Here is a 24,477-nt window from a genome sequence, read left to right on the forward strand (position 1 = left end):
CGGCCCACCGCACCACCGGTCGGCCGGCCCACCGCACCGCCGGTCGGCCGGCCGTCTCTCGGCGGCGCGACCGGGACCGGGGAAGTCTAGTGATCCCCACGCCCCGGGTGAGGTCTGCTGGGCGCGCAAGACGTGTGGACCCGGAACCTTGGGGAGTGCCGTGTGCTGATCGGATTCCTGAACACCCAGATGCGGCCCTATCGCCGGGGTCTGTCGGCGCTGGTGGTGCTGCAACTGGTGCAGACCTCGGCCTCCCTGCTGCTGCCCACCCTGAACGCCGCCGTCATCGACCACGGCATCCTGCAGGGCGACGTGGAGTACATCGCCTCCGTCGGCGCGCTGATGCTGGGCGTCGCCGTGATCCAGATCCTCACCGCGTCCGGCGCCGTGGTACTCGCCGCCCGCTGCGCCGCGCGCCTCGGACGCGACCTGCGCCGCCGGGTCTTCCGCAGGGTGCTCGCCCTGTCGGCGCGCGAGGTCGGCGATCTCGGTGCGCCGTCGCTCCTCAACCGCACCGTCAACGACGTCCAGCAGGTGCAGAACATCGTGCTGACGACGGCGGACGTGGCGGTGCCCGCGGTCGTCATGTGCCTGGGCGGTATCGTGCTCGCGGTCTTCCAGGACGTCGCGGTGTCCCTGGTCATCGTCGTTCTCGTGGTCGTCGTGATCGCCGCTCTCGCGGTGACGCTGGGCCGGCTCGGCCCGCTCTACACCCGCATGCAGAGGTCCGTCGACCGGATCGGCCATCTCCTGCGCGAACGGATCAGCGGGGTGCGGGTGATCAGGGCGTTCGTCCGCGACGATCACGAACGCGCCCGCTTCGACCGCACCAACGCCGAGTTGTCCGAGGCGGCGCTGCGGGTGGGCCGGATCATGGCCGGCATGCCGGTGATGGTGACGATCGTGATGAACATCCTCACCGTGGTGATCATCTGGATCTCCGGTCGGCGGATCGACGACGGCGAGATGCCGCTGGGCGCGCTGACCGCGCTGCTCACCTACGTCACCTTGATCATCGTCTCGATCATCATGGCGGTGATGGTGTTCTCCGAGGGCTCACGCGCGGCCGTCTCCGCCGGGCGTATCCAGCAGGTGCTGGACACCCGGACGAGCGTCCCGGCGCCCCGGCGCCCGGTGCGCGCCCTGGCCGCCCCCGGCGAGGTGGAACTGCGGGGCGCCACCTTCGGCTACCCCGGAGCGGAGAAGCCCGTACTGCGCGACGTCGACCTCGCCGTCCGGCCGGGACAGACCGTGGCGATCCTCGGCAGCACCGGCAGCGGCAAGTCGACCCTGCTCAACCTGGTGCTGCGGCTGTACGACGTCACCGCAGGCACTGTCCGGGTCCATGGCGTCGACGCGCGCGACATCGACCCCGCCCTGCTGTCCCGGACCGTCGGCCATGTACCCCAGCGGCCGCATCTGTTCAGCGGAACCGTGGCCTCGAACCTGCGCTTCGGCCGCCCGGACGCCACGGACGCCGAACTGTGGCAGGCGCTGGAGGTCGCGCAGGCACGCGAGTTCGTCGACCGGATCGGGCTGGACGCACCCGTGGCGCAGGGGGGGGCGAACCTGTCCGGCGGCCAGCGTCAGCGCCTGGCGATCGCACGGACCCTGGTGCGGCGCCCGGCCGTCTATCTGCTGGACGACTGCTTCTCCGCCCTCGACCACGGTACCGAGGCGCGGTTGCGGGCCGCGCTGGCGTCCGAACTGTCCGGCGCGACGGTGCTCCTGGTGACGCAGCGGGTCGAGGCGGCCGAGAACGCCGATCACGTCCTGCTGCTCGACGACGGTCGGGTGATCGGTTCCGGCACGCCCGACCGGCTGTCGCGGGACAACCCCGTCTACCGGGAGATCGCCCTCTCCCAGCCCGTCCACCAGGAGGTCAGATGAGCGCCCCGGCCCGTGCGGCACTCGCGCCGGCCGCACCGGCCCCGAAACCCCCCTCCACCACCGGGCGCGTGCTGGGCCTGCTCCTGCCCCATCGGGCCAGGCTCGTCCCGATGGCGCTCCTCGGCGCCGCCTCGATCGCACTGAACCTGCTCGGCCCCCTGCTGCTGGGACGCGCCACCGACCTGATCTTCGCCGGGCTCGTGGGCCGCTCGCTGCCCGCCGGCGCGACGCCGCACGAGGTGCTGGAGCATCTGCGCGCCGAGGGCAAGGGGACGCTCGCGAACGTCATCAGCACCGTCGACGTCGTCCCCGGCCGTGGCGTGGACATGCGGGAGCTCGCCGTGCTGCTGGCGGTCGTCGTCGTCCTGTACCTGGTGGGTTCGCTGTGCATGCTGGGTCAGGGGCGGCTCGCCGCGGTGGTGGTGCAGCGGGCGGTGCACCGGTTGCGCGCGGACGTCGAGGCCAAGCTGGCCCGCCTGCCGATGAGCTATTTCGACGCCAACCCGCGCGGTGAGGTGCTCAGCCGTGTCACCAACGACGTCGACAACCTCCAGCGCACCCTGCAGCAGACCATCGGCCAGGTGGTCAACTCGGTCCTCTCGGCCGTCGGTGTGCTGGCCGTCATGCTGATGATCTCCGTCGAGCTGTCGGTGATCGTCCTGGTCAGCGTGCCTGTGGCAGTGGCGCTCGCGGCCCTGATCGGCAAGCGGGCCTGGCCCCGTGTCCAGCAGCAGTGGAAGAGCACCGGCGAGCTGAGCGCCCATGTCGAGGAGATCTACAGCGGTCACTCCCTGGTGACCGCCTTCGGCCGCCGGGAACTCGCCGAGGAGCGCTTCGACGAGCACAACGAGGCGATGTGCCACTCCGGTCACCGCGCCCAGGCGGTCTCCGGTCTCGTCGCGCCCGCGACCCGCTTCGTGCTGGACCTCAACTACGTGCTGGTGGCGGTGGTGGGCGCGCTGCGCGTCGCCTCGGGCACCATGACCATCGGGGGCGTGCAGGCGTTCATCCAGTACTCGGGCATGTTCGGCCGCCCGATCGTCGACGTGGCGAGCTTCTCCGCCCAGCTCCAGTCCGGCATCGCCTCCGCCCACCGGGTGTTCGAGCTCCTCGACGAGCCCGAGGAGCCGCCCGCCCCGGCCGTGCCCGAGCGCCTGTCCGCGGTCCGGGGCCATGTCGAGTTCTCGAACGTCTCGTTCCGCTATCTGCCGGACGAGCCGCTGATGGAAGGGCTGTCACTCACGGCGGAGCCGGGCCGGCTGGTGGCGATCGTCGGCCCCACCGGGGCGGGCAAGACGACGCTGGGCAACCTGCTGCTGCGCTTCTACGATCCCGACGGGGGCCGCATCCTCCTGGACGGTGTCGACACCACCGCCATGACCCGTGAGGACCTGCGCTCCCGCATAGGCCTGGTGTCGCAGGACACCTGGCTGTTCCACGGCACCATCGCGGAGAACATCGCGTACGGGCGCCCGGGCGCCACCCGCGAGGAGATCGTGGCCGCCGCCCGCGCCATGTGCGTGGACAGGTTCGTCCGCGCTCTTCCCGACGGCTACGACACCGTCCTCGACGACGACCACGGCGGCCTGAGCGCCGGAGAGAAGCAGCTGATCACGCTGGCACGCGCGTTTCTCGCACAACCCGCGATCCTGGTCCTCGACGAGGCCACGTCCTCGGTCGACACGCGCACCGAGGCGTTGATCCAGCAGGCCATGGTGTCGCTGCGGGCCGGCCGTACGAGTTTCGTGATCGCGCACCGGCTGTCCACCGTCCGCAACGCCGACCTGATCGTCGTCATGGACGGAGGCGACGTGGTGGAACGCGGCACCCACACGGAACTCCTCGCCCGCGGCGGCTTCTACGCCCGGCTCCTCCACCACCGGCTCGACACACCGTAGCGGTCCCGCCGCGCGGCACACCGGCGGGGAGTGGGGCGGGGCGCCCACGGGGGACGGCGCGGGCGGCGGCGAGCGGGGCACGCACCGGGTGCGTGCCCCGCATCGGGATGCCGCGGGCCGGTCGCGTCGCGCCGGGTGGTGCATCCGTCCACATACGCGGAAGGCGCAGCCGGCCACCGCATCGACTCGCCCCGAAGCGGCCGGAGAGAGACCGACGGCAGACCGGCCGAGCATGCCCGGGGAGCAGCGAACCCGCCCGCGGCGGCACCGGCGCGCCGCATGCCGGAACACGTCGGGCACGCTCGTCCACGGCACGGGGCGGGACACGGCCCGCGGGCCGCTCCGGGCCGCTGCGGGGGCGGGCCTACCAGCTGGCGGCCGCCAGCAGGTCGCCGTACTCGTGCTCGGTGGCGACGTGCTTGAGATCGGCGTCCACCATCATCCGCATCAGCGAGGCGAAGTCGACCTCGGGCTTCCAGCCCAGCTCCTCGCGGACCCGGGTGGTGTCCGCGCACAGGATCTCCACCTCTGCGGGGCGCACCAGGGCCGGGTCGATGTAGACGTGGTCCCGCCAGTCGAGCCCGACGTGCTCGAAGGCGGCGCTCATGGCATCGCGCACCGAGTGCATTCTGCCGGTGCCCACGACGTAGTCGCCGGGCCGGTCCTGCTGCAGCATCAGGTGCATGGCCCGTACGTAGTCGCCGGCGAATCCCCAGTCGCGGAGCGCGTCGATATTGCCGAGCGCGAGCTTGTCCTGGAGTCCCAGCTTGATCCGGGCGACGCCGAGGGAGATCTTGCGGGTCACGAACTCGGACCCGCGGCGCGGGGATTCGTGGTTGAACAGGATACCGCCGACGGCGTACATGCCGAACGACTCGCGGTAGTTGCGGGTGATGAAGTGGCCGTACGCCTTGGCGACACCGTAGGGGCTGCGGGGGTGGAAGACGGTCGACTCGCGCTGCGGGGTCTCGGCGGCCTTGCCGAACATCTCCGAGGACGACGCCTGGTAGAAGCGGATCTGCTTCCCGGTGGCGTACCGCGAGTTGGAGAGGCCCGAGACCATCCGGATCGCCTCCAGCATGCGCAGCACGCCCATGGCGTTGACCTCGGTGACGAGTTCGGCCTGCTGCCACGACATCGGCACGAAGGAGATGGCGCCGAGGTTGTAGACCTCGTCGGGCTGGACGAGGTCCACGGCCGACACCAGGGAGGCCTGATCCATCAAGTCGCCGTCGACGAAGGACAGTTCGGACACAAGCCGGGAAACCCGCATCTTGTGCGGGTTGGCCTGGCCTCGCATCAGTCCCCACACCTGATAGCCTTCCCTGATCAGGTGCTCTGCGAGATACGACCCGTCCTGCCCGGTGATTCCGGTGATCAGCGCGCGCTTGGTCATCCCGTCTCCTCGTCATCGCCGGAAGGTCCGCGACGGGACGGACCCGTAACTGCCGTCACCATAGAGTTCTAGGCACTAGGTGTTTCGCCGGAAAGCAGCTCCACGACCGCCTCGCTGTGCTCGGCGAGGAAGAAGTGGCCTCCGGGAAACACCCGCAGCCGGAACGGACCCGTTGTCCGCTCCTCCCAGCCGGCAGCCTCCCCGACCGTGGTCTTGGGGTCGCGATCTCCGGTGAGGGCCGTGACCGGGCACGTCAGCGGCGGTCCCGGGAGATAGCGGTAGGTCTCGGCGGCACGGTAGTCGCCGCGGATCGCGGGCAGCACCATGCGGACCAGTTCCTCGTCGTCGAAGACGCGCGAATCGGTGCCGGCCAGCCGGCGCACCTCGGCGATCACACCCGCGTCGTCGAGGCGGTGCACCTTCTCGTCGTGGGGGTACTGCGGCGCGCGGCGCCCCGAGACGAAGAGGTGCGCCACGTCCGACGACCCGGCCTGCAGCGCGGTCGCGACCTCGAACGCCACCGAGGCCCCCATGCTGTGGCCGAAGAGCACCAGTGGACGGTCGCGCAGCGGGGCGACCACCTCGGTGATGCGCCGGGCCAGGACACGCACGTCGTCGACGAGGGGCTCGCCTCTGCGGTCCTGGCGGCCGGGGTACTGCACCGCCAGCACCTCTGCGCGCGGCGCCAGGGCGGTGGCGAGGGGCATGTACCAGCTGGCCGCACCACCGGCATGCGGGAAGCACACCACGCGTGGCGCGGCGCCTTGGGGCGCGTCGTGGAAACGGCGCAGCCAGAGATCGGTATCCGATACAGGGAGCATGTTCCCGGATCCAATCAGCACCGGGCCGAGGAAAGCCCTAGTTGTCCGCGGACCGGCCGCCCGTGAGCGGGTCCCTGGCACCCGGCTCGCGCCCTCCCTCCCGCCGGCCGCTCCCGGCATCCGCCGCGACCGCCGCGCGCCCTCGGCGACACCTCCCGATCAACGAGCCGGGCGCACGGTCGGCAGCCCGGATCCGGCCGCTCCCGGCGATCAGGGGATCGCCCGCGCGGGGGCGCACCGGAGGGGACCGGCGCGGACGGTGCACCCGCCGCCCCGGGCGCCGGCGCCCGGTCCGGTGCCGTCAGCGGTGCCGGAGTAGGGCCGGTCGGGCCGGTCGGGCCGGTCGGGCCGGTCGGGCCGGTCCCAAAGTGCCCGGATCGCCACCGACTTGTCCCTGACATGCCGTCACCAAGGCTTCCACGCTCAGTGTCGTCACCGTAATGAAACATTTTGCAACCTAGCGGTAACCCGCTGCCCTGTGCGACCTTTTGCGACGCCACCGGCCGGTGTCCATCCCCAACCCCCACCCACGCCGCTCCCGCACGGGACGCGGTGTGGCCGAACGCTGGAGACAGCCCTATGAAGCGCTCCGTTCGCACCGTGGCTCTCGCCGCCGCGGCCGCCGCCGTCACCCCCCTCATCTCGGCGTCGCCGGCACAGGCCGACACCCGCAACCCGGTCATCTTCGTCCACGGTCTGAGCAGTTCGTCCAGCACCTGGAACACCTGGGTGGGCAAGTTCAAGGCCGACGGCTACGACTCCTCGGAGCTGTTCACCTGGTCCTACAACTGGAAGCAGTCGAACAAGACCACCGCGTCCCAACTCGCCACCAAGGTCGCACAGGTACGCGCCGCGACCGGCGCGGAGAAGGTCGACATCGTCACCCACTCCATGGGGGCCCTCAACGCCCGCTGGTACGTCAAGTTCAACGGCGGCACCTCCTACGTCGACGACTTCGTCTCGGTGGCCGGTGTCAACCACGGCACGGACATCAGCGCCCTGTGCGCCTTCTACACCTCCTGCTGGGAGATGGTCCTCGGCAGCAGCTTCCTCAAGACCCTGAACTCCGGGGACGAGACCCCCGGCAACGTCGACTACCTGGCGCTGTACTCGACGTGCGACGCCCTGATCAACCCGGACTCGTCGGCGAAGCTGAACGGCGCGACGAACGTGTCCGTCGGCTGCATCGGCCACAACAGCATGAACGACAACGCGAGCAACTACACCAAGGTGCGCGACTTCATCGCCTGAGCCGGGTTCCCCGCGGGCGCCGCCCCACCGCGTCCGCCGGGGCGCATGGACGTCCGCTCCGGGAGGGGTGGGGGCGGCCTGGTCCCAGGCACCGGAACCGCCGCCCGTCCCCTTCGCGGCTCCGGGTGCCGGCACCTCCACCGGTCCACCGGGGTGCCTCCCGGGCTCGGGAGCCCTCACCGACGAGGCGGCCGCCCACGGGGCCCCGGCATGGGCCCCGTGGGCGGCCCGTCGACGAGGGCGGCCTCGTGCCCTTCCCCCTCTGCCGTCCCCTCCGCCCCGCGGGGCGGAGGGGACGGCGATCACGGGCAGGCGGCTACACGGTCGGGGATCCGGGCGGTCCGCAGACCGCCCCGGCCACCGACGGCGTCGTGAAGAGCCCGGCCAGGGTGTCGCTGCCCGGGGTGGCCGAGGGGTCGGGCAGCCGTCCGAGCGCGGCGGCACCGAAGACCACCAAGGACGCCGTGTTCGCGGCGTAGGTGTCCAGGTCGTGCGGCCACATCTCGGGCGGCTGCGGTGCGAGCAGGGCCACCGCTCCGTGAAGTCCGGCGCAGAGAGCGCGAGTCAGCTCTCCCACGTCGCCGCGCAGAGCGCCGGCCGCGACACACGGCTCGACCGCCTCGGCGAGGTAGCGGAAGCAGTCCGCGGCCACCTGCCGGCTGGCCTCGGTGGCACGGCCGTTCATGACGAGGCGGTACCGCAGGGGGTGCTCGAGTCCGAAGGCGATGTAGGTGACGCAGCGGCGATGGAGCGCAGAGAACGGGTCGTCGACATCGGAGGCGGCATCGCTCATACACCGGCCCAGTTCGTCCCAGACGCCCAGGCACACGGCGTGCAGCAGTTCGAGTCTGCTCGCGAAGTGCAGATACACCGAGGGCGTGGTCACCCCCACCGCGGCGGCCACCCCGCGTACGGTCACCGCGTCCTCCCCCTCGGCGTCCAGGATCCGTTCCGCGGCCGCGAGGAGTTCGGTGCGCAGCCGCGCCCCCTCCCCGGGCCGTGCCCGCTTGCGCCCGCCGGCGCGGGTCACGGGCGGCTCCCGACGAACACCGGCTTGCCCGCGGGAGGGTCGAGCAGGACATCGGGCGCGTCGTCGTAGTCGTAGGTGGCGATGAGCGGGCTCGGGTCGAGGGTTTTGGAGTCGATCAACCGCAGGACCTCCGGGGCGAAGGGGGTGATGTGCGGAGGCCCCGTCACGAAGGTGACGCCGCTGGAGTAGAGCTCCAGGTAGGGCAGCGCGGGTTCGGCGAAGAACACCGACCGGGACACGCAGGTCCCGCCGGGCCGGGCGGAGACCAGGGCGCAGCGCAGTCCCTTCGGGTGGGCCGAGGCGTCCACGGTCAGGTCGTAGATTCCCGGGATCCGCTCGGAGTAGGAGTCGATCAGCGTCGTCCTGGCACCCAACGCGGCCGCCTTCTCCACGGATCGGGGGTCGCGGTCCACATAGTGCACCGCGGTGCTGCCCAGTGCCGTGCAGGCGAGGACCGTCAGCAGCCCGAACGTGGGTGTGCCCCCGACGACCAGCACGCCGGCGTCCGGATCGGCCTGGAGGGTGGGGCTGACCGCGCGGTGGGCGTCGACCAGATTGTCCGAACAGGACGCCGCCAGCACCGGGTCCAGGCCGGGCGGCAGCGGTACGAGGCTGTGCCCGGCCCACGGCACGCGGACCAGCTCGTCGAAGAGCCCTCCCCAGGAACCGCCGGCGGGGGTGCCGTAACTCGCGAAGGGGGGCACGGCGCTGCACGCGCCCGGCATCGACCGGCTGCACTCCGGACACACACCGCAGTTGATGTGGCAGGGGATGACGACCCGGTCTCCCGGACTCAGGCCGCTGACGTCGCTGCCGACGTCCACGACCTCGCCGACCGCCTCGTGCCCCAGGGCGTAGGGCGGTTCGAGCGGGCTCGCATGCACCAGATGGCGGTCCAGATCGCATACGGCGGAGGCGATGGGACGTACGAGCGCGTCCGTGGCCTCCCGCAGCGAGACGGGCGGCAGGTCCCTCCATTCGACCCGCCGCGGACCCAGCACAGTCAGACTTCGCATCGCGATCACCCGAGCCCTTCGGCAGCAGCGGGGCACCGCCCCGTCCCATGGCACGCCGCGCTCCCGCCGACGGGCGGGGCGCGGTCGCCGATGACTAGGTTGACATGTCAGGTTGACGGTGACAAGTAGCGCGCCGCCGAAACCCACCGGGAGTGCGGGCCGCACCGCGCAGGACCCCGGGGGGGAAGACCCTGCGCACTTCGCGCCCCGGATCCCGCCCGCGCCCGGCGACCCGCGGCAGCGGGAGCGCCCCACCGGCTCCGGGCGGTCCCCGGGTGGCCCCCGGGTGCCGCCCGGCCCTTTGGTACCCTCTGGTGGTCCGTCCCGAGGGGGCCCGTCCATAGCCGGCGGCTCCGAGGCCCGCACCTCCCCCACCGGTGGACAGCCGGGAGAATCACCGGTCCCGGCGTTCGCCCGAGCGTCCGGCCGGGGCGGTTACGACTCAGGGAGAGAAGGGAGCGGCCGTGTTCCGCGACGGCGCAGCACTGCCCACCCGGGAGCCGTCGGACTCTCCGCGGGATCTGCCGGGGAAGCTGGGCTGACGTATGGACGCCGACCGGCTCTCCGAAGTCCTCGATGCCACCTACGCCTGCCTGGTCCGGCACGGAGTACGGCGCACCACGATGGACGACATCGCCTCCGCGATGGGAGTGTCCCGGTCCGCGGTCTACCAATACGTCCGCAACAAAGACGACGCCTTCCGCAAGCTCGCCGAACGCCTCCACACCCAGGCACTCCAGCGCGCCCGGCAGGCAGCAGCCGAGGACGCCCCCGACGCCCACCGCATCCGGGGCGTCCTCGCCGCCAAACACGACCTGGCCCTCCAACTCATCGGCGACTCACCCCACACCGCCGAACTCATGGACGCCAAAGCCCGACTCTTCGCCGAGACCTGCTCCACCTTCACCACCGAGCTACGCACCCTGCTCACCGACCTGTTCACCCAAGCCGGCACCACCGACCCCACACGAGCCACCGAAGCAGCCGACATCTGCCTCGCCCTCGTCATCGGACTCGAGACCGCCCCCGACAGCCGCCGCCTCCTCCCCCGCGCCACGGACGCCCTCATCACCGGCCTCCTCCAGCAGACCGCCCCGCACCCTCCCCCCGAACCGGACGACAAGAACCCCGGACCCTCCGGGGCCCTCACCGCCCGGGCGTAGCAGGGGCACGGCGTGCGGCCTCCGCCCGGCCCGGTGGCGCCGGGCGGACGGGCAGAAGGTCCGGGAGACCGAGGGCCTGAAGCCCCTGGGGCGCTTCAGCCGATGCAGGAACGTTCCGTGCCGGCGGCCGCCGGGGATGCGATGGCCGAACCGGTGCGGTGTGCGGGGGTACGGCGGTCGGCGAGGAGGCCCGCGAGGGCGAGGACGGCGAGCGCGATGACCGCTGCACCGTATCGGGCCGCCGTGGCCGGCAGGTCTCCGGAGCGCACGACGGCCGCGCCGCCGAGCACCGCCGGTAGGCCCATGCCGAGGTAGGACACGGTGTGGAGCAGGGACAGTACGCCTGCCCGCTCACCCGACGCCGCCAGGGGGACGACCATGCGGATGCCGCCGTGCAGTCCGCCGCCGAAGCCGATCCCGGCGATGCCTGTGCCGATGAGGAATCCCGCTGTCCAGCCTGCGGTGGTCGAGGCGATGGTGATCGCCGTCCCGGTGATCACGGCGATGACCGCGGTGCGGAGTACGACAAGGGCCGGCAGACCGCGGAGCAGCAGGACGGAGACGGCGGCGGCGGCCGCGAGCGTGAACAGGCTCAGCCCGCGGTAGACGGCCGAGTCGGAGTGAGCCAGTCGGGTGGTGAGGGCCGGCCCGAGTGAGCCGTGGAAGCCGGCGAGCGCCCAGACCGCGAGCAGCACCGGAGCGGTGATCGCGACGGGGCGCAGAAGATGCCGCGGAAGCGCCGGCCGGGGCACAAGGGACGCGAGTGCGCCCGGTTTGGGGCGCACGGTCTCCGGCAGGAGGAGAACACCGACCGCTTGCAGCGCGAAGACGGCGAGGAGCAGCACGTAGACCAGATGACCGGGGGCCGGCAGGTACTGGACGATCAGGGCGGAGGCCAGGGAGCCGGTGGCGGTGCCTGCGAGCGGGGCGACGGCATTGGCGAGGGTGCCCTTGGGCCGGTCGACGTCCACCATGGCCGCGCCGACGGCCGCCATCGCGCTGCCGGTGGACAGGCCTTGGATGATCCGGGCGACGAGCAGGGCCGTCACGTTTCCGGCGGAGGCGAAGACGAGCATGGCGATGGCCTGGCCGCCCAGCGCCGCCCACAGCACGGGGCGCCGCCCGAGGTGGTCGGAGACTTTCCCGAACACGAGCAGTGCGGCGAGGACGGCGATGGCGTAGGCACCGAAGACCACGGTGGTGGTGAGCGGAGTGAATCCCCATTGGGCCTGGTAGTGGGCGTACAGCGGGGTAGGTGCGCTGGACGCCGCCAGGAAGGACACGATGATCGAGGCCAGCAGGACCAGGGACGCGGTGTTCGGGAGCCGGCGGGGGCCGGGCGCCTGAGTGGGGGACTCGGTGAGGACGCCGGGGACGCGGGTGGGGCTCTTCATGGCAGCGGCTCCAGGCGGGCATTGGCACGGGTGGGGCCCTGCCGACGGGCGGTTGGGATGGGCGGGCGGGCGCGTCGCAGGTGCCTGGCGGGGGTTCCGGGTCAGGGCCTGCGGTACCCGGCGGAGGGTGCGTCTCGACGTGGCGGGGCGTTCGACGCGGCCGGGCGTGTGGGTGGCGGGCCGGTCGCTCCGGTCAGTGGGCGGCCGCATGCGGACGGGCGCCGCTCCCGGCGGGTCCGGGGTTCTTGTCGTCCGGTTCGGGGGGAGGGTGCGGGGCGGTCTGCTGGAGGAGGCCGGTGATGAGGGCGTCCGTGGCGCGGGGGAGGAGGCGGCGGCTGTCGGGGGCGGTTTCGAGTCCGATGACGAGGGCGAGGCAGATGTCGGCTGCTTCGGTGGCTCGTGTGGGGTCGGTGGTGCCGGCTTGGGTGAACAGGTCGGTGAGCAGGGTGCGTAGCTCGGTGGTGAAGGTGGAGCAGGTCTCGGCGAAGAGTCGGGCTTTGGCGTCCATGAGTTCGGCGGTGTGGGGTGAGTCGCCGATGAGTTGGAGGGCCAGGTCGTGTTTGGCGGCGAGGACGCCCCGGATGCGGTGGGCGTCGGGGGCGTCCTCGGCTGCTGCCTGCCGGGCGCGCTGGAGTGCCTGGGTGTGGAGGCGTTCGGCGAGCTTGCGGAAGGCGTCGTCTTTGTTGCGGACGTATTGGTAGACCGCGGACCGGGACACTCCCATCGCGGAGGCGATGTCGTCCATCGTGGTGCGCCGTACTCCGTGCCGGACCAGGCAGGCGTAGGTGGCATCGAGGACTTCGGAGAGCCGGTCGGCGTCCATACGTCAGCCCAGCTTCTTCAACAGTTCCCGCGCGGCGTCGAGGGAGGAGGCGGGGTTCTGGCCGGTGACCAGGTTGCGGTCGACGACCACGTTCGGCGCCCAGGCGTCGCCTTCCTGGAAGTGCGCGCCGATCCCGGTCAGCCGGTCCTGGAGCAGCCAGACGGCCTTGTCGGCGAATCCGGCCTGCTCCTCCTCGACATTGGTGAAGCCGGTCACCCGGAAACCGGTGAAGACGTTGGTGCCGTGCTCGTCGACGGCGGGGAGCATCGCGGCCGGGCCGTGGCACACGATGCCCAGCGGCTTGGCCGACCGCATGGCGGACACCAGCAGGTGGGCGGAGTCCTTGTCAACCGCCAGGTCCTCCATCGGGCCGTGGCCGCCGGGGTAGTAGACGGCCGCGTAGTCGTCCAGGGCGACGTCCTCGATGCGGATCGGGTTCTGCAGCTGGGCGATGCCGGCGAGCCGCTGCCGGAACCTGTCGGCACTCTCCTGCCCACCCGCCATCTCGGGGGTGAGGCTGCGCTGGTCCACGGTCGGGATCACGCCGCCCGGCGTGGCGACGGTGATCTCGTGCCCTGCGGCCGTGAACTCGTCGAAGGGGGCCACGACCTCCTCGGCCCAGTAGCCGGTCGGGTGCTTCGAGCCGTCCTTGAGGGTCCAGTACTGGGCCCCGCTCACAACAAAAAGGATCTTCGACATGATCGAACCTTCCTCTGACGCGGACCTCGGCGATCCGTCGTGCCTCCACCTTACACAATGACACTCTGAGCTCAAAACGTCAGACCGTCAGGCGCCGTGGGTCCGGAACGCCAGAGCCGCCCTGCACCTGGACGGCGCCCCGGCCCTGACGCACCCGGAGCCGGGCCCCTGCCCGGGCCGCGCCCGTCCGCTCCGGCCGGACGGGGCCACCCCGCCGGGCCGGGACCGCCCTCACCGCCACGGTGGACGGGGAACGCCTCGGACGGATCGCCCGCACCGGGTGATCCCCGGGAGCGGACAGTCCGCCGTGCGGGCGCCGGAGCACCGGGGCCCGCACGGGCCGGCGGAAAAGCCGCGGACTGCCGCGCCCCGCCAACGGCGCCTCGCCGCATGCGCTGGCGGGGAACGGCCCCGGCGGGCCGGGTACGAGGCGCGGCCGGGGCCTCGTACCCGCGGGCAGGACACCGCCTGCCCGCGGGTCCGCGCAGACGACGGCCTCACCGACGAGGGCGGGCGGCGCCACCGAGCCCGCCGCACCCATGCCGCCCCGCCTGGGCGAGGTCGACGAACCGTCCGGCGGCAGACGGGAGGTGACGGGTGGGGACGTTCCCCACGCGGTCGGGGGTGCGGGGCCACTCCCCCTCTGCCGTCGGCGACGGCCGAGGGCGGCAGCGGCAGCGGCAGCGGCAGCGGCAGCGGCAGCGGCAGCGGCAGCGAGAACGACGACGGCGTCCGTCCAGGCGCGGAAGGTCGGCGAGCAGCCCGGGGGCGGACGCCCCCTGTCGTCAGAGCAGTACTCAGAAGAGCGACTGGCCCTCGCCGTCGCTGTCCGCGATGACCGGCCGGAACCGGGTGGGGAGGCCGTCCAGGCTGTCCGGCCCGGCGGCGGCGGCCACGGCCGGGGCGGTCTCGGCCAGCCAGGCACCGAACCGCTCGACGGCCTCGCGGTAGGGGATGCGCGCCAGGACACGGTGCTCACCGGAAGGGCAGAAGTCGACGGAGACGGTGAGCAGGCAGGAGCGGGGCGCGTTCTGGCTGCCCGTCCAGGACACGCGCAGTACGCCGCAGGGCTTGCGGGCGCGAGAGCCCTGGGGGGCCCGATGGGTCGGGCGCAGTGGTCCGCAGGATATGCGGGCGGTCCAGGCGGCGAGGTGCGGCAGCGGAAGGGTGGTGCGGGCGCGGCAGCCGGGGCAGCGGTGCCAGTGGCGGAGCCAGTCGGCGGCGCGGGTGTGGAAGAGGGGGGTGTAGTGGTCGGCCACGCGGATGTCGTTGTCGTAAAGGCGGTCGGGCCGCTCTTGTGCGTTGCAGGAGTGACAGACGGGGGCGCGCACGTAGCCGTGCTCGTGGCAGTGGTCGAGTACGGAGGCGGGCGCGGTGCGGCAGAGGGCGCACATCCAGCCGGCCACCTTGCGGGAGATTCCGGGTCTCCTGCTGAGTACCGAGTAGACATGGCCCTGCAGTTCCCCGTGGTACGCACGCGGTGGGGCGATCGGGTGCCGCGGTTCCCCGGTGATCTGACGGCCGCCGGCAGCCGGCAGCCGCAGGTGACGGGAGGGCGGCTCGGCGGGCGCGGAGCCCTCCCGGCGGGTTCGCGCGGCCCGCGGCCACCGCGCTTCGGTGTGCTCGGCCGCGTCCAGCAGCCTGACCACGGCACGCGGCAGCCACCACGTCTGCTCCGTGCCGCCGCGGGTCCGCACGACGAGTACCCGCCGCCAGTCGATGCCCGCCAGATGGCACGGCCGAACCCCCTCAGACCGCGCTGTCTGCTCAGGGGCGCCCGACTGCCGCGGTTCCCCGGTGATCTGACGGCGCCATCGCAGCGGCGGCCCCTGTACGCACTCCTGCCTCGGTGCGCCGCGGAAGGGACGGAAGGAGCCGACGCGGACCAGGTCCCGTCGGTCCACCTCCACCGCGTTGAGCGCCGCTGCCGCCCGGCGCACCTCGGCCTCCGGGACGTTCCACCGCCCGCCGTCGGTCTGCACCGTCGCCACCGCACGGGCGCCCAGCAGGACGTACCCCACCCTGGCATCGGCAGGAGAGGAGGTGAGCGCTGCGGGAGCCGTCGGCACGGCGCTGCCGGTCGTCAGGCCGGCCCACAGAGTATCGGCGTCGCCCAAGGTGATCAGACCGCCCGCACAGCCCGGGATGACACGCTTTGACATACCGACAGGCTAGCGAGGGGCACCGGCATTTCGACAGTCGGCGGCGGACGCACCCGGGCACGGTCCGTGTCGTTCGGGCACCGGCATCTTCGGGGCTCTGCCACCGGCACTCCGGGCCCTCCGGCACCGGCGCCGTCCGGTTCTTCCCCGCCTGCACCACGCGGTCCCCCGACGGCGGCGCCGTCGGGGGACCGCGTTCCCGGCGTGGCGCGGTTCCCCCGCAAGAGGGGAAGGGTCAGCGGGAGTAGACGCCGTCGAGGCGGCCGCGCGCGAGAGCGGGGCCGCCCACCGCGTCGAGCACGTCCCGCGGGCGGGACGCCTCCAGGTCCGGCCGGCCGGGGACCGAGATGACGGCGGTGCGCAGCGCGAACAGCTGGAAGGCGTAGCGGTGTTCGCCGTGCCCTTTGGGGGGCTGAGGGCCGAGGTAGCCGCGGCCCATGCCGGAGCGCAGCACCCGGACGCCCTCGGCGGCGGTGTCCGCGTTCAGGGCCCCCGCAGCCAGTTCCCGCCGTGCGGGGGAGATCAGGGCCAGACAGTGGACGAACGGCCTGCTGGTGGGGGCGTCGGGGTCTTCGACGACCAGGAGGAGCTGGGCTGCCCCCTGGGGGGTGCCGGTCCAGGCGAGGGCCGGGGAGAGGTTCCGTCCTCCTGCGCGCGGGCCGGTGTGGACGGCGGGGATCGCGTGGCCGTGCGGGAAGTCGGCGCTGCGCAGGTCGAGTGTGTCGGGTCCGGACAGGTTGGGGTGGTGCCAGGCCAGGTGTGTTTCGCCGGCGCGCTTGTTCTTCAGGAGCGTTCCGAGAGTCAGCATGTCGTCGTCCCTTTCTCCGTTGGTGCGTGCGTGTCGCCGGATGCGGGGCGGGGCGCGGGCTGGTCCGGCACGCGGCCGGTCCGGGGTGCGTCCCGGACCGCCGGCGGCCATCGCTTGCATCCGTGACTCACTATATCTAGACTGACACTCAGTTCCACATCTGAAATACATATTCAACGCCGGATCGCGATTGCATCGATGGGGGATGCGGCGCGCGAGGAAGCTTCCTGAGGAGTTCACGATGAGCGACAGCAGCAGGGCCGACTTCACCGGCCGCACAGTGGTCGTCACCGGCGCGAGTTCGGGGATCGGCGCCGCGGCGGCCCGGCGCTTCGCCGCGCTCGGGGCGACGGTCGCCGTCGTCGGCCGGTCGCACCAGAAGACCGGCGCCGTCGCCGCGGAGATCGGCGCCGAGGCCCACCTCGTGGACTTCGGGCGGCTGGACGACGTGCGCCGCCTGGCCGGGGAGCTCCTGACCCGCTACCCGCGGATCGACGTCCTGGCCAACAACGCGGGGGGATTCTTCACCAGCCGCAAGGAGAGCGCCGACGGCCACGAGCTGACCTTCCAGGTCAACCACCTGGCACCGTTCCTGCTGACCAACCTGCTGCTGGACCGCCTCACGGAGGCACCGAACGGCTCCCGGGTGGTGAACACCGCCAGCGTGGAGTACCGCAAGGGCCGCCTGGAGCTGGACGACCTCGACCGTACGCGCGGCCGCTACCGCTGGCGGGAGACGTACGCGGCCGCCAAGCTCGCCACCGTCGTCTTCACCCGGGAACTCGCCCGCAGGGGCCAGGGCACGGGGGTGACCGCCTCGGCCTTCCACCCCGGCTCCATCGCCAGCGACGTCGCCCGGGACAGCACCATGATGCGCGCGTTCATGGGTTCACGCCTGGTCAAGAGCATGATGGCCACACCGGAGCAGGGCGCCGAGCCGCTGCTCCGCCTCGCCGGCACGCCGGACGCCGCCGCGGTCGACGGCGCCTACTTCGACCGCCTCGATCGCGAAGAGCCCCGCAACCCGCAGGCCACCGACCTCGCGTTCGCCCAGCGCCTGTGGGACCGCTCGGCACAGCTGACCGGTCTTGCGGCCACCGCCCCCGGGTGAGGAAGAACGGTCCGAGGCACACACTGCCCGCCGAAGTCGGCCCGGCGTCCTGCGACGCCGGGCCGAAGTCCTTTCCGGCACCTCGGCGGCCGTCCCACCGCCCACTTCCAGTACACCGCCGGCCTCCGCCAGGGCCGGTCACCGCCCGTGGCCGAACCGGTCGCCCCCCGCAGGGAGCCCCCGCCTCCGGCACATCGGCGGAACCGCCCCCCACCCCCCGCGCGCCGTTATCGCGAACCGCCCGCGACCGGTCGCGGGCGGTTCGCGATAACGGCGGTGACCACCGGCTCCCCGGACATCGCCCCCCGGCGCGGTCTGTCCGGGGAGGGCGAGGTGGGCGCGGCCGAAGCCGTCAACCGCTGCGCACGGGCGGGCCGGGCGCTTCCCGGGCGTGGCCACCGAGCACCAGCCGGGCGACGCCGGTCACGGCGAGAGGGCCGCGAAGGCCTCGTCGAGCAGGGCGATGAGATCGAGAGCGCCGTCCGACGCGGTCCAGTGGTCGACGGCCATGTTCAGGCAGTCCAGCGCCGCGGCGGCTTTCACCGACAGCGCGAGGACCGAGGCCCCGGAAGGACCCGCCCGCTCGGCGAGGGCCTGCTCCAGCAACGGGTGCCACGCGCGCTGCCTCTCCAACTGCCTTGCACACAGGGCGGGAGTCTCCCGCACAAGGCGGGCCAGCGCCAGCGCCCTCTCCGGATCCCGGCGGTAGGGCTCGACGACCGCGTCCATCGCGGACCGCAGCGCGCTCCAGTCGCCCTCGGCGGCCGGGCGGGCCCGCAGGGCCGCGGCGATCCGCTCGCCATGTGCATCGAAGGCGCTCAGGACCGCGTCCTCCTTGGTCCCGAAGTAGCGCAGGAACGTGCTGCGGGACACCCCAGCCGCAGCGGCCAGGTCGTTCACCGTGACATTGTCGAAGCCCTGCCGCCGGAACAGACCGAAGGCCACCTCGGCCAACTCGGCGCGCACGGCCTGCCGAGCGATGTCCCTCGTGTTCGTACGCGGTGCTCCACTCACCGGGCGTCCCGCCTCCCGTTCGGCATTCGACTCCATGGCACTTAGTACCACATATCAAACCTCATTCCGAATACAACATCAATGCCCATAGGTGAACCTCTTCCGCGCGGGATCCGTGGGCGGCTGCCACTCCGTCGCCTCCCGCCTCCGCGGCGCCGGCGGCGCGCGCCCGGCGCTGCGGGCGGGTGGCCGGGCGCGCTCCAGGCCGGCTGCGCCCGGTCACGCGCCACCCGACGCGCACTCCCGCCCGCGCCGCGGCGAGCGCCACCGGACCGGTTCCGGCATCGAGCAGGCGGCGTGCGGTGGGGCCCGAGGCGACACCGGGCCCCGCCGGCACCCGGGCGACCGTCCCATCCGCGGCACGGGCCGAGGCGTCGCCGACCGCGGCGCAGTCGCCGCCCTGCCAGGGACCGCTCACCGCGCGGCCCCGGTGACCGGCTGGACGGCACCGCCGTGCGCGGCGAGCCGCTCGGGCAGACCGGCCAGCGCGGGAAGTTGCTCGATGTGGTGGACGCCCGCCGGGACACGGCCGGTGAGCAGTTCGCGGGCCGTGTACGCGGCCATCAGACCGGTCGCACGGCTCTGTCCCCGCCCGACGAGGGCGCGTACGGCATGCCGGTCGCCGCGGTAGGCATCGACCCGCACCGCGAAGCCGTCACCCCCGACCCGCACCCGGCCGAAGGCCCCGGTCAGCAGCCGCCGCAGGCCCGGACGCCGGCCCCCGCGCAGCAGTCCGGTGCGGCGCAGCGCGAAGAGCGCGCCCGTCATCGTCCGGGAGTCCAGGCACAGCCGGGTCGCCGCTTGCGGGACGCCGAGCGTGCGGCGCAGGGTGTACTGATCGGAGAACGGGAACGGGTGGACGGTCCGCTTCCCGTAGCCCGGCAGCACCGCCCTGCACGCCGGCGCCGGGGCCGGTTCACCCAGTCCGGCGACGACCCAGCGCACCGCGTCCGCACCGTGGTGCTCCCCGGAGCCCAGGAGCACGGTGAGATCCAGCCGCTCGGCGCCCCCGACCGCCTCGTGGGCGCGGTGGGCAAGCAGGTTGGTCAGCCCGGGGGCCACGCCGACGCTGAGCACGGCCGCGGCACCCGCCGCGGCCGCGAGAGGCTGCAGGTCCTCCACGGCGCCGAGCAGCCGAGGCGTCGCTCCGATGTCCACCACATGGACACCGCGCTCCAGGCACAGGCGCGCGACCGCGGCGTCCCCGGGCTCGACGCACAGCACCACCGCCGCCACGTCCTTCAACTCGTCCAGCACCGAGCGGAAGTGGTCCGGGTCTCCGACGTCGAGCCGGACACCGCCCAGCCGCCGCGCCCGGGCCCCGTCCCGCCCGCCGGGCACCACCCGTCCGGGGAACCACTGGGCCAACGTCCGGCTCACCCCGGCTCCGACCGCTCCGTACCCCCCGGCGACAAGAATCCGCCCGGTCCCGCCACCCATTCTCACTGTAGTCATACTCCAATGAATACACTGTAGTCTTACTACAGTCAAAATGGACCAAGCGAGGAGGCGAACCCGGTGCCCGCACCCCTGACCCGCGCGGAGAAGACCCGACGCACCCGCCGCAGGATGCTCGACGCCGCCGCCCGGCTCTTCACCGAACGCGGCTGGGTGGGCACCACCGTCGAGGACATCGCCCGTGCCGCCGAAGTCGGCGTGCAGACCGTCTACTTCACCTTCGGGAACAAGCGGGCCGTGCTGAAGGAGGTCCTGGACACCATGGTGGCGGGCGACAGCGACCCGGTCGCGACACTCGACCGCCCCTGGGTCCGCGAACTTCTCGCGGAGCCCGATCCGGCCACCCAGCTCGTCCACCAGGCGGCCGGTGCCCGCCGCATCCTGGAGCGCGCGGCGCCCGTCCTCGAGGTGGTGCGCGGCGCCGCCGCCGCCGACCCCGAGCTCGCCGCACTCTGGCGCACCTCCCTGAACCAGCGCCACGCCGTCCAACTGCGTTTCGCCCAGGCCCTGACGACCAAGACCGGCGGCCGACTCCGCGACGGTCACGACGCCCGGGCGGCCGCCGACATCGCCATGGCCGTCCTCGGCCCGGAGACCTGGGCGCTCCTGGTCACCGAACGCGGGTGGTCACCCGCACGCTGGGAGCGATGGGCCTCGGACGCCCTGGCGTGCCAGCTCCTTCCCTGAGCGGTACGGCGCGGCACAGCGCGGTACGGCGCCATGCCGCGGGTGCCGGAGCGCGGGGCCGCCGCCTTGCGTCCGCGCGCTGCGCGCGGACGCGCCACGGCGGACCTCCCGCAGCCGGTGCCGGACGGGGCGTCAGGCCAGGCTGAACTTCTCGGCGTGCACCTGCCGGCCGGGAACCCTCAGCGTCCGCAGCGCGCCGAGCACCGCCGAGGTCATGGCCGGCGGCCCGCAGACGTACACATCGCGCTCGGTGATGTCGGTGACCAGGGCCCGGAGGCCGTCCGGCTCGAAGGGCCCCGCCCCCTCGGCGGTCCGGCCGGTGAGCAGATGCAGCCGGCCGCCGCGGGCGCCGAGCAGTTCCCGCACCTCGCCGATCAGTACGGCGTCCTCGGCGCTGCGCACCCGGTAGAGCACCACGACATCGCCGGATGTGTGCTCCTCCAGCAGGGCCCGGACAGGTGTGATCCCCACGCCGCCCGCGATCAGCAGGGCGCCCGGACGTGTCCGGTGCAGCGAGGTGAACGCCCCGTACGGTCCTTCCATGAAGACCCGGGTCCCGACGGCGAGATGCCGCAGGCCCGCACTGGTCGTGCCGGCCGCTCTCGCCGTCAGCCGCAGGGACCGCCCGTCGGGCGCCGCCGAGAGCGAGAACGGGTTCGCCGACCACCAGTGGTGGTGCCCGGGGAAGCGCCAGACGCAGAACTGGCCGGCCCGGGCGGGGAGCCGGTCCAGATGGCGTCCCGTGACGTACACCGACACCACCGCGTCCGACTCGGGCACCACGGCCGCGACCCGGAACCGGTGGTAGGAGTTGCGCCACACCGGCACCACGAGCCGCCCCCACACCAGAGCGCCGAAGGCGGACGACCACAGTGCCCACCAGTAGGCCAGGGCGGACCCGGACGCGCCGAAGGTCGTGGTCTCCAGCAGCTGGTGGGCGAACGACAGCCCTACGGCCAGGTACAGCAGCAGATGGAGGGCGTGCCAGGTCTCGTACCGCAGCCGTCGGCGCAGATATCCGGTGGAGACCGCGGCGACCAGGACGACGACGGCCGCGGCGAGCATGCCCAGCAGGGAGGCCGGCACCCCGCCCAAAGCGAGGAAGGTCTCCGGCATCGACGCGCCGTCGAGCCTCGCGTATCCGAGCACCACCAGCACGGCATGGGTGAGAAGGGTCCACAGCAGGGTGAAGCCGACCCACCGGTGCCACCGCGTCAACCGGTCCATGCCGATGCGGCGGTCCAGCCACGGCAGCCGTGCCACCAGCAGCAGCTGAAGCAGCATCAGCAACGCGGCGTGCAGGCCGAAGAACCTGGCGACCGTGAGAGTCCCGTTCTTGCCTGGACCGGCGGTGAGGAACAGCGCCTCGACGACCACCACGTTGACGACGGCGAACGTCCACAGCGCCCACTGCCCCGCGACACGCGGAGCCACGCTGCCCCGCCGGACCCGATGCCCCTTCGCCGAATCCCCCACCACTGCCTCTCCCCTCCGTCGCCGCGCCGCCTCGTCCCGGTCCCCGCCCCCGGTACCTCGGCCCGGGGCCCTGGCCTTGCCCCGTGGTGGAACCCTGCCGGCTCCACGGCACCGGGCCCGGTCGCGTCCACGGTACTCCCGACGCTCCACCCCCCGAGGGGGTTCTACAACGCCCTCGGGTGCTCGCACACGACTTCCGGCACACCGGGTGTCGCGCGCCCCTGCTCGCACATTCCGGGTCGGCGCCATGCGGGGTGCGAGAAGGCCGCATGCCCCCTCACACCCGGTAGAAGGCCGCCGCGTTGCCGTACATGACGCGATGCAGGTGCTCTCCCGCCGCCTCCGCCACGAGTTCGAGGTCCCGCTCGGCGAAGGGGCGCCGGGCCCGGGTGGAAGGCAGGTCGGTGCCGGCCATCAGAGCGGTCGGGTCGACGTCCAGCACGGCGCGGAGCGCCCGGGGGACGTCGAGTTCGACCCGGCCGAAACCGGTGGCCTTCACCCGGACACCGCGTTCGACGAGCGCCAGCAGGTGCGGCAGGCCGGCCGCGTGCAGGCCCAGGTGGTCGACGCTGACGGCCGGCAGTGCGGCCAGGACCCCTGCGAGCTCGGGCAGGTCGCGGGCGTCGGCGTAGAGTTCGATGTGCATGCCGGCCACGTCGTGGATGCGGCGCGCCAGGGCGTCCAGGTGCTCGACTCCGGCGGAGCCACCACGGCGCAGGTTGAAACGGACCCCGCGCACACCCCGTTCGGCGAGCAGGGCGATCTCCTCGTCGGGGAGGTCGGGCGGGATCTGGGTGACGCCGACGAAACCGGGTCCCAGCTGCGACAGCGCGTCCGGCAGCCAGGTCTGGTCGCAACCCTGGAACGACCCCGAGACGACCGCGCCGCCGGCGACGTCCAGTGCGGCGGTGCGTTCCCGGTACTGCCGCACCGTGAAGTCGCCGGGCAGGTAGCCGTCCCGCTCGATCAGCGGGAAGCGGCTGTCGATCACATGGAAGTGTGCGTCGAAGAACGGGCCGGTGCCGGTCATCACGCCTCCCGGTCCTGGGGTCCCGGCCGGGAGCCGGGAGCCGCTTCGAGCAGCGCACCCGGCGCCCGGTGGTCCGGGCGGGCGAGCCGGCGAGCCCTCACGAGGAGGAGTCCCTGAGGAGCCCCCGCCCACCCGCGAGCACCCCGGCGAGCAGCAGGGCGGATCCGATCTGGAAGACCGAGCGAACACCGGACACATGGGCGGTGAGCCCTCCGGCGGCCGCTCCCACGGTGGCCGCGGCGCGCACGATGGTCCTGTGCGTCATGGTCACCCGCCCCATGTACTCCAAGGGCACGCGGTCCTGGCGTACCGTCGTCACGGTGACCGCCCAGAGGGTCATCGACGCGCCGTAGACAGCGGCGAAGCACCCCGCCTCCCAACCGGAGTCCGACAACCCGACGCCGAGAGCGGCGGCAGCGGCCGCGACCAGGGCCGCGTAGAGGACTCGCCCCCTGCCCAGGAGGAAGACCAACCGCCCCTCCAGCAGGGACGCCAGCAGACTGCCCACCCCGAACGCCGCCGCCAGGGCCCCGTAGACGGTGGGGCTCAGCCCCAGGGTGTGCCTGACGAACAGCACACCGACCGCGAGCTGCGCCGCCCCGACGAAGTTGAAGAGCACGGCCAGGAGGACGATCCGGCGCAGCAGCGGCAGTTTCCACAGCAGGCCGAACCCGGCGGCCGCCTGCCGGCGGAGGCCGGCCGGAGCACGGGGACCGGCCACCCGCTCCGGCCGGAAACTCCCCCTGAGGAGGGCGATCAGGACGGCCGCGACCACGTAGGACGACGCATCGAAGGTGAACGGCAGCGCCGGGTGCACGTCGTACAGCGCCGCGCCCACCGGGTTGCCGACCACCAGCCCGGCCGCCACGGCCCCGCCCTTGAGCGCGGCGTTGCCACGGTCCCGTGCGGGGGGCGGCACGATCGCGGGCACGATCCCGGCCCAGGCTCCGAGGTAGAACCGCTGGGCGAGGTCCAGCGTGGCGGCGACCGCCATGAGGAGGAGGAGCGTCGCGTCCCCCAGGGCGACGGCGGTGGCCAGCGCCCCGGCCACCGCGGCACGGACCGCGTTCACGACGTACATCAGACGGCGCCGGTCGACCCGGTCGGCGAGCACCCCGGCCGACAGCATGACGAGCGGCCAGGGCAGCTGGCCGGCGAGGAACACCAGGGAGACCTTGCGGGGGTCCGCTGTGAGGTCGGCGGCGAGCAGGGGCAGCGCCACATAGCGCATACCGCTGCCGAGGCCCGAGACGACCACGGAGGCCCAGAGCAGCCGGAACCCCGAACCGCAGTCGGGGCGACGTCCCCGTTTCACCGATCTGCAACCCCTCCTCCGCGGGCGGCGAGCTG

The 24,477-nt window shown here is 72.9% G+C and carries 20 protein-coding genes; 6 read left to right on the top strand and 14 right to left on the bottom strand.

Annotated features, from left to right (window positions below; all coding sequences use genetic code 11):
* The first annotated feature begins 162 nt into the window (after positions 1-162).
* Entirely contained in the window at positions 163-1,890 is a 1,728-nt protein-coding gene (locus tag SCWH03_RS03105; RefSeq protein WP_173261469.1) for an ABC transporter ATP-binding protein, read from the top strand.
* Positions 1,887-3,788, top strand: coding sequence for an ABC transporter ATP-binding protein (locus SCWH03_RS03110; RefSeq protein ID WP_173261471.1), 1,902 nt, complete (start codon positions 1,887-1,889; stop codon positions 3,786-3,788). The genes SCWH03_RS03105 and SCWH03_RS03110 overlap by 4 nt, the downstream gene beginning before the upstream one ends.
* Positions 3,789-4,152: 364 nt before the next feature.
* Here the strand turns inward: SCWH03_RS03110 and SCWH03_RS03115 are convergent, their stop codons facing one another.
* Together SCWH03_RS03115 and SCWH03_RS03120 are read right to left on the bottom strand one after the other, a co-directional pair.
* Positions 4,153-5,184, bottom strand: coding sequence for a GDP-mannose 4,6-dehydratase (locus SCWH03_RS03115; protein WP_173261473.1), 1,032 nt, complete (start codon positions 5,182-5,184; stop codon positions 4,153-4,155).
* 68 nt (positions 5,185-5,252) lie between these two features.
* On the bottom strand, positions 5,253-6,005 hold the full coding sequence (locus tag SCWH03_RS03120) for a thioesterase II family protein (protein WP_173261475.1): 753 nt from the start codon (positions 6,003-6,005) through the stop codon (positions 5,253-5,255).
* Positions 6,006-6,584: 579 nt separating this feature from the next.
* On the opposite strand from SCWH03_RS03120, the gene SCWH03_RS03125 reads away from it, so the two are divergent.
* The gene (locus SCWH03_RS03125; protein WP_173261477.1) at positions 6,585-7,256 is read left to right on the top strand and encodes an esterase/lipase family protein; all 672 of its coding nucleotides are present in this window, start codon (positions 6,585-6,587) and stop codon (positions 7,254-7,256) included.
* A 316-nt stretch (positions 7,257-7,572) separates the two neighbouring features.
* On the opposite strand, the gene SCWH03_RS03130 is transcribed toward SCWH03_RS03125, so the two are convergent.
* Both SCWH03_RS03130 and SCWH03_RS03135 read right to left on the bottom strand, forming a co-directional pair.
* A complete protein-coding gene (locus SCWH03_RS03130; RefSeq protein WP_173261479.1) occupies positions 7,573-8,286 on the bottom strand; it encodes a TetR/AcrR family transcriptional regulator in 714 nt (237 codons plus the stop codon).
* Positions 8,283-9,302 carry a zinc-dependent alcohol dehydrogenase gene (locus SCWH03_RS03135; protein WP_173261481.1) on the bottom strand — a complete coding sequence of 340 codons (1,020 nt, stop codon included), beginning with the start codon at positions 9,300-9,302 and terminating at the stop codon, positions 8,283-8,285. The genes SCWH03_RS03130 and SCWH03_RS03135 overlap by 4 nt, the downstream gene beginning before the upstream one ends.
* Before the next feature lie 545 nt (positions 9,303-9,847).
* Between SCWH03_RS03135 and SCWH03_RS03140 the strand changes: the two genes are divergently transcribed.
* Complete coding sequence (locus SCWH03_RS03140; RefSeq protein WP_173261483.1) at positions 9,848-10,465, top strand: TetR/AcrR family transcriptional regulator; 618 nt, start codon at positions 9,848-9,850, stop codon at positions 10,463-10,465.
* A gap of 95 nt (positions 10,466-10,560) precedes the next feature.
* On the opposite strand, the gene SCWH03_RS03145 is transcribed toward SCWH03_RS03140, so the two are convergent.
* From SCWH03_RS03145 to SCWH03_RS03165, 5 genes are all read right to left on the bottom strand, one after another.
* The gene (locus SCWH03_RS03145; protein WP_173261485.1) at positions 10,561-11,859 is read right to left on the bottom strand and encodes an MFS transporter; all 1,299 of its coding nucleotides are present in this window, start codon (positions 11,857-11,859) and stop codon (positions 10,561-10,563) included.
* Positions 11,860-12,052: 193 nt separating this feature from the next.
* Positions 12,053-12,682: a TetR/AcrR family transcriptional regulator gene (locus SCWH03_RS03150; protein WP_173261487.1), complete on the bottom strand. Its 630-nt coding sequence runs from the start codon at positions 12,680-12,682 to the stop codon at positions 12,053-12,055.
* Positions 12,683-12,685: 3 nt separating this feature from the next.
* On the bottom strand, positions 12,686-13,381 hold the full coding sequence (locus SCWH03_RS03155; RefSeq protein WP_173261489.1) for a type 1 glutamine amidotransferase domain-containing protein: 696 nt from the start codon (positions 13,379-13,381) through the stop codon (positions 12,686-12,688).
* A 797-nt stretch (positions 13,382-14,178) separates the two neighbouring features.
* Positions 14,179-15,543 (bottom strand): endonuclease domain-containing protein, encoded by a 1,365-nt coding sequence (locus tag SCWH03_RS03160; RefSeq protein ID WP_173261491.1) that lies wholly within the window; start codon positions 15,541-15,543, stop codon positions 14,179-14,181.
* 235 nt (positions 15,544-15,778) lie between these two features.
* Positions 15,779-16,351, bottom strand: a complete 573-nt coding sequence (locus tag SCWH03_RS03165; RefSeq protein ID WP_173261492.1) for a YbhB/YbcL family Raf kinase inhibitor-like protein — start codon at positions 16,349-16,351, stop codon at positions 15,779-15,781.
* 241 nt (positions 16,352-16,592) lie between these two features.
* Here SCWH03_RS03165 and SCWH03_RS03170 point away from each other — a divergent pair, with 241 nt between their 5' ends.
* Complete coding sequence (locus SCWH03_RS03170; RefSeq protein ID WP_173261494.1) at positions 16,593-17,462, top strand: SDR family NAD(P)-dependent oxidoreductase; 870 nt, start codon at positions 16,593-16,595, stop codon at positions 17,460-17,462.
* A gap of 423 nt (positions 17,463-17,885) precedes the next feature.
* Here the strand turns inward: SCWH03_RS03170 and SCWH03_RS03175 are convergent, their stop codons facing one another.
* Both SCWH03_RS03175 and SCWH03_RS03180 read right to left on the bottom strand, forming a co-directional pair.
* On the bottom strand, positions 17,886-18,512 hold the full coding sequence (locus SCWH03_RS03175; RefSeq protein ID WP_173261496.1) for a TetR family transcriptional regulator: 627 nt from the start codon (positions 18,510-18,512) through the stop codon (positions 17,886-17,888).
* A 378-nt stretch (positions 18,513-18,890) separates the two neighbouring features.
* A complete protein-coding gene (locus tag SCWH03_RS03180) occupies positions 18,891-19,931 on the bottom strand; it encodes a saccharopine dehydrogenase NADP-binding domain-containing protein (RefSeq protein ID WP_308788855.1) in 1,041 nt (346 codons plus the stop codon).
* A 63-nt stretch (positions 19,932-19,994) separates the two neighbouring features.
* Here SCWH03_RS03180 and SCWH03_RS03185 point away from each other — a divergent pair, with 63 nt between their 5' ends.
* Positions 19,995-20,621: a TetR/AcrR family transcriptional regulator gene (locus SCWH03_RS03185; protein WP_254076528.1), complete on the top strand. Its 627-nt coding sequence runs from the start codon at positions 19,995-19,997 to the stop codon at positions 20,619-20,621.
* Between the two features lie 132 nt (positions 20,622-20,753).
* Here the strand turns inward: SCWH03_RS03185 and SCWH03_RS03190 are convergent, their stop codons facing one another.
* The 3 genes from SCWH03_RS03190 to SCWH03_RS03200 all read right to left on the bottom strand — a co-directional run bounded on the left by SCWH03_RS03190 (position 20,754) and on the right by SCWH03_RS03200 (position 24,442).
* On the bottom strand, positions 20,754-22,055 hold the full coding sequence (locus SCWH03_RS03190) for a ferredoxin reductase family protein (protein WP_254076529.1): 1,302 nt from the start codon (positions 22,053-22,055) through the stop codon (positions 20,754-20,756).
* 319 nt (positions 22,056-22,374) lie between these two features.
* Entirely contained in the window at positions 22,375-23,127 is a 753-nt protein-coding gene (locus SCWH03_RS03195) for an amidohydrolase family protein (protein WP_173261500.1), read from the bottom strand.
* A 97-nt stretch (positions 23,128-23,224) separates the two neighbouring features.
* Positions 23,225-24,442 carry an MFS transporter gene (locus SCWH03_RS03200; protein ID WP_173261502.1) on the bottom strand — a complete coding sequence of 406 codons (1,218 nt, stop codon included), beginning with the start codon at positions 24,440-24,442 and terminating at the stop codon, positions 23,225-23,227.
* Between the last annotated feature and the right edge of the window lie 35 nt (positions 24,443-24,477).

It is taken from the genome of Streptomyces pacificus (genome assembly GCF_011766325.1).
Lineage (GTDB): Bacteria > Actinomycetota > Actinomycetes > Streptomycetales > Streptomycetaceae > Streptomyces > Streptomyces pacificus.

What these genes read in the sequence shown, in the direction of transcription:
- SCWH03_RS03110 (WP_173261471.1), top strand. Translation starts at nt 1,887, where the DNA reads ATGAGCGCCCCGGCCCGTGCGGCACTCGCGCCGGCCGCACCGGCCCCG.
- SCWH03_RS03115 (WP_173261473.1), bottom strand. Translation starts at nt 5,184, where the DNA reads ATGACCAAGCGCGCGCTGATCACCGGAATCACCGGGCAGGACGGGTCG.
- SCWH03_RS03120 (WP_173261475.1), bottom strand. Translation starts at nt 6,005, where the DNA reads ATGCTCCCTGTATCGGATACCGATCTCTGGCTGCGCCGTTTCCACGAC.
- SCWH03_RS03125 (WP_173261477.1), top strand. Translation starts at nt 6,585, where the DNA reads ATGAAGCGCTCCGTTCGCACCGTGGCTCTCGCCGCCGCGGCCGCCGCC.
- SCWH03_RS03135 (WP_173261481.1), bottom strand. Translation starts at nt 9,302, where the DNA reads ATGCGAAGTCTGACTGTGCTGGGTCCGCGGCGGGTCGAATGGAGGGAC.
- SCWH03_RS03140 (WP_173261483.1), top strand. Translation starts at nt 9,848, where the DNA reads ATGGACGCCGACCGGCTCTCCGAAGTCCTCGATGCCACCTACGCCTGC.
- SCWH03_RS03145 (WP_173261485.1), bottom strand. Translation starts at nt 11,859, where the DNA reads ATGAAGAGCCCCACCCGCGTCCCCGGCGTCCTCACCGAGTCCCCCACT.
- SCWH03_RS03150 (WP_173261487.1), bottom strand. Translation starts at nt 12,682, where the DNA reads ATGGACGCCGACCGGCTCTCCGAAGTCCTCGATGCCACCTACGCCTGC.
- SCWH03_RS03155 (WP_173261489.1), bottom strand. Translation starts at nt 13,381, where the DNA reads ATGTCGAAGATCCTTTTTGTTGTGAGCGGGGCCCAGTACTGGACCCTC.
- SCWH03_RS03160 (WP_173261491.1), bottom strand. Translation starts at nt 15,543, where the DNA reads ATGTCAAAGCGTGTCATCCCGGGCTGTGCGGGCGGTCTGATCACCTTG.
- SCWH03_RS03165 (WP_173261492.1), bottom strand. Translation starts at nt 16,351, where the DNA reads ATGCTGACTCTCGGAACGCTCCTGAAGAACAAGCGCGCCGGCGAAACA.
- SCWH03_RS03170 (WP_173261494.1), top strand. Translation starts at nt 16,593, where the DNA reads ATGAGCGACAGCAGCAGGGCCGACTTCACCGGCCGCACAGTGGTCGTC.
- SCWH03_RS03175 (WP_173261496.1), bottom strand. Translation starts at nt 18,512, where the DNA reads ATGGAGTCGAATGCCGAACGGGAGGCGGGACGCCCGGTGAGTGGAGCA.
- SCWH03_RS03180 (WP_308788855.1), bottom strand. Translation starts at nt 19,931, where the DNA reads ATGACTACAGTGAGAATGGGTGGCGGGACCGGGCGGATTCTTGTCGCC.
- SCWH03_RS03195 (WP_173261500.1), bottom strand. Translation starts at nt 23,127, where the DNA reads ATGACCGGCACCGGCCCGTTCTTCGACGCACACTTCCATGTGATCGAC.